Here is a 6893-nt window from a genome sequence, read left to right on the forward strand (position 1 = left end):
GGGCTGGCGTGGGAGGATTGCAATGGATACGAGCGTCGCGAGCGCGGGAATCACGCGCGCGCCAAGTCCGGGCTGGCTGTCGCGCGAGAACACCATCGCCAAACCCGGCTTCAACCGATGGCTCGTTCCGCCGGCCGCCCTCGCCATCCATCTCTGCATCGGCATGTCGTATGGCTTGTCGGTGTTCTGGCTGCCCCTGTCGCGTGCCCTCAGCACGGGGCAGCCGGCGGCAGCGGCCTGTCCGGACATGAGCCTGGCTACCGCGCTGTTCACGACGCGCTGCGACTGGCGCGTGAGCGACCTCGTCATCGTCTTCTCGATCGGCATCGTGATGCTCGGCCTGTCCGCGGCCGTGTTCGGCGGCTGGCTGGAGCGCGCCGGACCGCGCAAGGCAGGGCTCGTCGCCGCGCTCTGCTGGGGCGGCGGCTTCCTGATCGGAGCGGCCGGCGTCTACCTGCATCAGCTCTGGCTGATCTGGATCGGGATGGGGCTGATCGGCGGCATCGGGCTCGGCCTCGGCTACATCTCGCCGGTTTCGACCCTGGTGAAGTGGTTCCCCGACCGGCGCGGCATGGCCACCGGCATGGCGATCATGGGCTTCGGCGGCGGCGCCATGATCGGCTCGCCGCTGGCCGACCTGCTGATCAACCACTTCAAGGGTCCGGGCCAGGCGGGCGTCTGGCAGACGCTGGCGGTGATGGGCGCCGCCTATACCCTGTTCATGATGGCGGGCGCCTTCGGCTACCGGGTGCCGCCGGACGGCTGGGCACCGGAAGGCTGGACGGCGCCGGCGGCAAAGAGCGCGATGATCACGACGGGCCATGTCCACCTGAACGATGCGCACAAGACCGCGCAGTTCTGGCTGCTCTGGACGGTTCTCTGCCTCAACGTCTCCGCCGGAATCGGCGTGCTGGCCCTCGCCTCGCCGATGCTGCAGGAGATCTTCGGCGGCGCGCTGATCGGCCGGCCCGACCTCGGCTTCGCCCAGCTCGACGGCGGGCAGAAGGCGCAGATCGCGGCCATCGCGGCGGGCTTCGTCGGCATGCTCTCGCTGTTCAACATCATGGGCCGATTCTTCTGGGCCTCCCTGTCCGACAGGATCGGCCGCAAGACGACCTACTTCACGTTCTTCGCCCTCGGGTTCGCCCTCTATGCCGCGGCCCCCTTTGCGGCCGGGATCGGCTCGAAAGCGCTGTTCGTCGCGATCTTCTGCGTGATCCTCTCGATGTATGGCGGGGGCTTCGCGACCATCCCTGCCTATCTCGCCGACGTCTTCGGCACGCAGTTCGTCGGCGCCATCCACGGGCGGATCCTGACGGCCTGGTCGACGGCCGGCATCGTCGGCCCTCTCGTCGTCACGGCGATCCGGCAAGCGCAGGTCGACGCCGGCATCCAGGGCGCGCAGCTCTACACGCGCACGCTCTACGTGCTCGCGGGGTTCCTGGCCGCTGGCTTCGTCGCGAACCTGCTGGTGCGCCCGCTCTCGCGTCGTTGGTTCATGAAGGAGGCCGACCTGGCGTCGGCAGAGGCCGGAGCCTCCGCCACCGTGGCTAAGCGCAGCGGCTCCTTCGGCATTGGCCGCGGCGGCCTGACCGTGCCCGCAGCTCTTGCCTGGGCCGCGGTCGGCCTTCCCATCGCGTGGGGCGTGTGGATCACGCTCTCGAAAGCGCTGATCCTGCTGAGGTAGGGGAGAGCACCGAACGGCTCGGCCGGCGGGGCATCGTCCTCGTCGCCAGCGCCCGAGCGGTTCGACGGCCGGCGTCGAGGGAGGCTTGGGCACAGTCGGCGGGTGGAACTCGTACGGCTACGGAGCAATCGACCTCGGCGCGCGACAGCGCCGATGAACCTGGCGCAGCGCTTGGCACAGTGGCAGGTCAATTCATATTGAGCCCGGCGCAGCGTCATTCTACCACCGGAGCGCCATGGTCTGCATGGCCGCGCGGGTGATAGTTGCAGGGCTGTGATCGACAAGCTGGACTTCCTGCTCGCCCTGTCGCGCGAGCAGCATTTTGGGCGGGCCGCGGAAGCCTGCAACGTGACCCAACAGACGCTCTCGGCGGGCGTGAAGCACTTGGAGAACCGCTTCGGCGTGCGGCTGGTGCAGCGCGGCTCGCGCTTCCAGGGCTTCACGCCCGAGGGACAGCGCGTCCTCGCCTGGGCGCGCCGCATCGTCGCCGACAGCCGCGCCATGCAACAGGACGTGGTCACCCTCCGGCGCGGATTGTCCGGGCATCTGCGCATCGCCGCGATCCCGACTGCGCTGCCGATGGTGGCGGCCCTCACCACGCCCTACCGGGAGCGTCACCCGGACGTGCGACTGACCATCGAGTCCAGCGCGTCGAAGGACATCCTCTCCCTTCTCGTGGACCTCGAGGCCGATGCCGGGATCACCTATCTCGACAACGAGCCGCTCGGCCGCGTCATGGCGGTGCCGCTCTACCGTGAAGAGTACCGCCTGATCACGGCCGCGGACGGGCCGTGCGGCAATCGCGCCAGCGTGACCTGGGCCGAGGCGGGACGGCTCCCGCTCTGCCTGCTGACGCCCAACATGCAGAACCGGCGCATCATCGATCAGCAGATCCGGGCGGCTGGCGGCGAGCCCACGCCGACGCTCGAATCGAACTCGATGATCGTCCTGCTGACGCATGTGCGCACGCTGCAATGGGCGAGCATCATGCCGGGCGCGCTGGCTGACATTCTCGCGCCGCAGGACGGGATCCGCGCCATCCCGATCGTGGAGCCCGACGTCACCCACACGATCGGCCTGGTCGCCCTGCAGCGCGAGCCGGCGACCCCACTCGTGACCTCGCTGATGGCCGTCGCCCGCCAGGTTGGGCGCAGCCTCGGCGGTGCCGTCGCGTTCGGCTAGGTTGCCGTTACGCTCGACGAGGTCACCTTGTAGCCGGCACTGCGCTCGGCCTGCGCCATGACCGAGGCGGCGAGCCTGTCGAGCCTCTCGGCCGGAAGCGAAGCACTGGCGGCGAGGTAGTAGGTCTCCCATCCGATGCTGAGGAAGTGAAGCCCGAAACGCTCCGCCGCGGACCGGGCACCGAGGCCGGCATCCGCGGACCGCGTCGCGATGACGGCGGCCACGGCCTGATGCGTGAATTCCTCGACGCCGTAACCCATGATGTCGGAGGGCGCGATGCCCTGATCGGAAAGCAGTCGGTCGAACCAGATCCGCGTCCCCGATCCCTTCTGGCGATTCACGTAGCGCGCGCGCTTGGACACGAGATCGCGAAGGCTGCGGACGCCGAGCGGATTGCCGGGCGCGAGGAGCAGGCCCTGCTCGCGCTCGAACAGCGGCCGGACGCACAGGGCGGGTTCATCGAGAAGGTTGGCGAACGGAGTGCCTGCATCCGCGACGCTGACGGGACCGCAATGGAACCCTGCGACATCCGCCTCGCCGGCGAGAAGGCGCTGAACCGCGGTCCGGCTACCCACGACCGCAACTTCGCAATCCGTGAGCGACGCCACCGCGTCCATCACGACGAGATCATGACTGGCGGCGATCGCAAGTCGTCGGGGCGCGTCGCCCAGCAGGCCCGCCAGGCGCACCTCGACTGCGCGCGCCTCCCGCGCCAGCGATGCGGCGAGCGCGGATGCCGCATCGGCGAGAGCTCGGCTCAAGGCGAGGCCGGTCGGCGTCAGAACGGTGCCGTGACCGCGCGTCTTCTGCACCACGGGCCGGCCAACCGTGGCCTCCAGGCTTCGTACGCGGTCCCAGGCAGCGCGGTACGACAGGCCGAGCGTGGCAGCGACCCCCTGGAGCGACCCGGCCTCCTCGATCGCTGTCAACAGGGCCAGCACGTCGGCAACGGCGAGGCCCTGCGCGCCCAGGCGCAGCGTGCCACCGAGCGCGAGTTCCGCAGTTATTCCGTCCGAAACCGCAGGTTTTTGCATATCGATGCCGTCTTAACGTCAGCGTACCGCGTCATGGGACCGGTGCTGCCAGCTGCGGCGGCGCGGTCTCCTGCCAATGGCACATATCATATCGCTTTCAGATCCTGTTTCGCTTCGCGACTTCGCCCGGGCCGCCAGCCGCGATGCGCAATTGCCACGCCGGTCAGGCCGACCGCCGATGAGACGCGGACCTGAGCGCCTCGCCGGCCCGATGGATCTTCGAGGGAGCCCCGCGGCTGTTTCGGAGCGAGACCGCCGATCGTGGGCGGTCGGCGGCCGCACTGAGGATTCTGCTGAGCGGCGCCCTCATGGCGGACGGGCAGGACCTCGGTGCGCCGGCCGGGCAGCGCGTCACTGCGCTGCTCTCCCACGAGGATCTCAACCGACTACCCGGCTCGTCCTCGATCCTGATCAGCGCGGCCGAAAGATTTCTGTGCGCGCATGCCCTTGCGGGGGTGCGACCGTCGCATCGTCCGCTCAGAGCGGCGGCATCGCCCGGATTGTCTCGCGGGTCCCGCTCATGCCGAGGTCGTTGCCGACCTGCCGAAGACGGGGGACAGGCACACCCACCTCCCCTCCCCCGAGCCAGCGCCGGCGCACCACGACCGCGACGAGCGTGTTGCCGTCCTGCGAAACCCGGACCTCGCGCACGCGGCCAACGACAAGGCCTCGGTCGGCGTAGAGCCAGCGTCCGCGCAGGGTCGGCATCAGCGAGGCGGCGCTCATCTGCATCATCGAATCCGCCCGCTGCACCAGCGGTGAGCGAGCCCCCTGCGCGCCCGCAGCGCCCGCAGCGCCCGCGAGGGTCATGACGGCCGCGACGCAGGTCCAGCGATGAACATGCTCGTGCATCTCGTTCTCCTACGCCCCCTCCTCGCGGCTGATGCCGGCCGGGACGAACCTGATGGCACGAGGGACCGCCAGACCCTGGCTGGCCCGGTTCTCGCGCCTCTCGAACGGTCGACGAGGCCTTTCGCGCGTCGACCGCGCCGAGTTTCCTAGGCCGCCTAGGCCCGGATGCCGTCCTGAATGTCCCGCGACAGCGTCGTCGTCTCGGTCCGGTAGCCGGGCACGGCTTGGCTCAGGACCGCAGACTGTAAGTCGCTGACGTCCGAGATCGAACGGCACCGGCCGAGCGCCCGCAGGTATCCGGCCTGCGCATCGCGGCGGAGGCTCGCGAAGGGCGTCATCTCGACCGTGAGGCGGAGCGGGCAATCGACCGTCGGGAAGCGCCAGGTCGCGACGCCCGAATGCTCGATGTCCGAATGGATGGCTGCGCCGACGCCGTCCGCCGGGCGGGACTGCGGGTTCTGATGCGGGGTACGGGGACGAGGCATGGCAGCCCTCCTTTCGGGGAGCGAAGGCCGCCGACATCTTAGCCGGCGCACGCCGATTTATCCAGTTGTATCAAGCAACTGCCCTTCTCAACTTTGTGCGTACGCTAATGCGCCGAGGCCCGTTTGCGGCCGGTTCAGGCAATGGCCGGCTCATCCCGACAGGTCACCCCCCCCTGCTTGCCGAGATCGCCATCCAGGTTGGCATGGGTAAGCACCGGGACATCGGGAGCGCGGCCTGCCCCTCCCCCGATCCACGCCGCAGCGCGTCCCCTGACCCGACCTCGCCAAGCCCGGTCCTAGTATCGTTCGCACGACTTGCGGCAGCGGCTCGGCGCGTCGATGTCCCGCCCGGTTTGATCAAGCCTGCCGGCAGAAAACGCGTCAGAAGAGGCCACGGCCCCCGGCGCGCGGCTCGGGCCTCAAGGATTTCGACCTTCTCCTGTGCGAGGCGTGCAACGCGCGCCGATCGGCGAACTCGTCGATATCGACGATGTCGGCCTCACCGCGGCCTACCTGGCGACGTCCTATGCCGTGCACCTGACCGGCATGACGATCTACGTGGACGGCGGCCTCGGCATCATGGCCTAGGCGGGATCGCCGTCTCTGTCTTGAAGCTCGAAAGGGCCGCGACCATGGCAACGCTGTTCGCCGAGCTGGTCTCTCCGGACAGGGTCATCTTCGCGGAGGAGGTCCGGTCGGTCGTCCTGCTGGGCGTCGAGGGGGGACATGACGATCCTGCCCGGCCACGCGCCGCTGCTGGCCATGCTGCATCCCGGCATCGTCTTCGCCGCCGACGCGGCCGGCAACGGACGCCGTGCCTTCGTGAGCGGAGGCATCGCCCTCGTGACAGCCGACCACCTCATCGTCCTGGCCGAACGGGTTCTGCCCGTAGAGGAACTGACACGGGACCAGCTCGACGAGGAAATCCTCCACCTCCAGATCCAGCGGGACGGGTCAAGGGACGAAGCGGCGCGCGCAGTGGGACGTGGCGATCGGGCGCCTCGATGAGTTCAAGGCGAGCCTCGGGCTCTGAATGCGGCCCGGCTCGGCACCGGCACGCACGACACCGCTCCACATGTGTCGGGCGGGGCCTCGGGCCTCAGTAGCGCTCCGGGACGAAGCGTCTGTCGCGGAGCTCGTCGTCGTAGGCGTGCTCCTTGGAGCGCTTCGGCAGCGCCACGGCCGGACGCTTCAGCTTCTCGTACGGGATGAGGTTGAGAAGCTGCGCGATGCAGTTGAGGCGTGCCCGCCGCTTGTCGTCGGAGCGGACGATGTACCAGGGGGCATCGTCGGTGTCGGTCGCCGCGAGCATCTCGTCGCGCGCCTTCGAGTAATCGTACCAGCGCCGATAGGATTCGAGGTCCATCGGGCTCAGCTTCCACTGCCGGAGGGGATCTTCGATCCGCGCCTGGAAGCGGCGCTTCTGTTCCTGCCGTCCGACCTCCAGCCAGAACTTGATGAGCCGAGTTCCACCGTCGATGAGGAAATTCTCGATCCGGGGGCAGATGTCGAGGAAGCGGCGATGGTCCGCCTCGCTGCAATAGCCCATCACACGCTCGACGCCGGCGCGGTTGTACCAGCTGCGGTCGAAGATCACGATCTCGCCCCCCGCCGGGAATCGCTCGATGTAGCGCTGGATGAACATCTGGGACT

General features: G+C 68.9%; 7 protein-coding genes and 1 pseudogene. 4 read left to right on the forward strand and 4 right to left on the reverse strand.

What is annotated here, in order from left to right; genetic code table 11:
- The first annotated feature begins 22 nt into the window (after positions 1 to 22).
- Together WDW90_RS11455 and WDW90_RS11460 are read left to right on the forward strand one after the other, a co-directional pair.
- Entirely contained in the window at positions 23 to 1687 is a 1665-nt protein-coding gene (locus tag WDW90_RS11455) for an OFA family MFS transporter (protein WP_336487505.1), read from the forward strand.
- A 273-nt stretch (positions 1688 to 1960) separates the two neighbouring features.
- A complete protein-coding gene (locus WDW90_RS11460) occupies positions 1961 to 2869 on the forward strand; it encodes a LysR family transcriptional regulator (RefSeq protein ID WP_336487506.1) in 909 nt (302 codons plus the stop codon).
- On the opposite strand, the gene WDW90_RS11465 is transcribed toward WDW90_RS11460, so the two are convergent.
- The 3 genes from WDW90_RS11465 to WDW90_RS11475 form a co-directional block, all read right to left on the reverse strand.
- Positions 2866 to 3903, reverse strand: a complete 1038-nt coding sequence (locus WDW90_RS11465; RefSeq protein WP_336487507.1) for a substrate-binding domain-containing protein — start codon at positions 3901 to 3903, stop codon at positions 2866 to 2868. The two genes, WDW90_RS11460 and WDW90_RS11465, sit on opposite strands and share 4 nt — an antisense overlap.
- Before the next feature lie 477 nt (positions 3904 to 4380).
- On the reverse strand, positions 4381 to 4755 hold the full coding sequence (locus WDW90_RS11470; protein WP_336487508.1) for a PRC-barrel domain containing protein: 375 nt from the start codon (positions 4753 to 4755) through the stop codon (positions 4381 to 4383).
- Positions 4756 to 4910: 155 nt separating this feature from the next.
- Positions 4911 to 5240, reverse strand: coding sequence for a phasin family protein (locus tag WDW90_RS11475; protein WP_336487509.1), 330 nt, complete (start codon positions 5238 to 5240; stop codon positions 4911 to 4913).
- A 409-nt stretch (positions 5241 to 5649) separates the two neighbouring features.
- Here WDW90_RS11475 and WDW90_RS11480 point away from each other — a divergent pair.
- A pseudogene (locus tag WDW90_RS11480) lies at positions 5650 to 5828 on the forward strand (SDR family oxidoreductase); the annotation flags it as partial.
- 138 nt (positions 5829 to 5966) lie between these two features.
- A complete protein-coding gene (locus tag WDW90_RS11485) occupies positions 5967 to 6248 on the forward strand; it encodes a F0F1 ATP synthase subunit epsilon (protein WP_336487510.1) in 282 nt (93 codons plus the stop codon).
- 91 nt (positions 6249 to 6339) lie between these two features.
- Here WDW90_RS11485 and WDW90_RS11490 read toward each other — a convergent pair.
- The coding region (locus WDW90_RS11490) for a polyphosphate kinase 2 family protein (RefSeq protein WP_336487511.1) at positions 6340 to 6893 on the reverse strand (554 nt) is incomplete at its 5' end.

Origin of the sequence: Methylobacterium nigriterrae, assembly GCF_037106235.1 — a bacterium.
Classification (GTDB): domain Bacteria; phylum Pseudomonadota; class Alphaproteobacteria; order Rhizobiales; family Beijerinckiaceae; genus Methylobacterium; species Methylobacterium nigriterrae.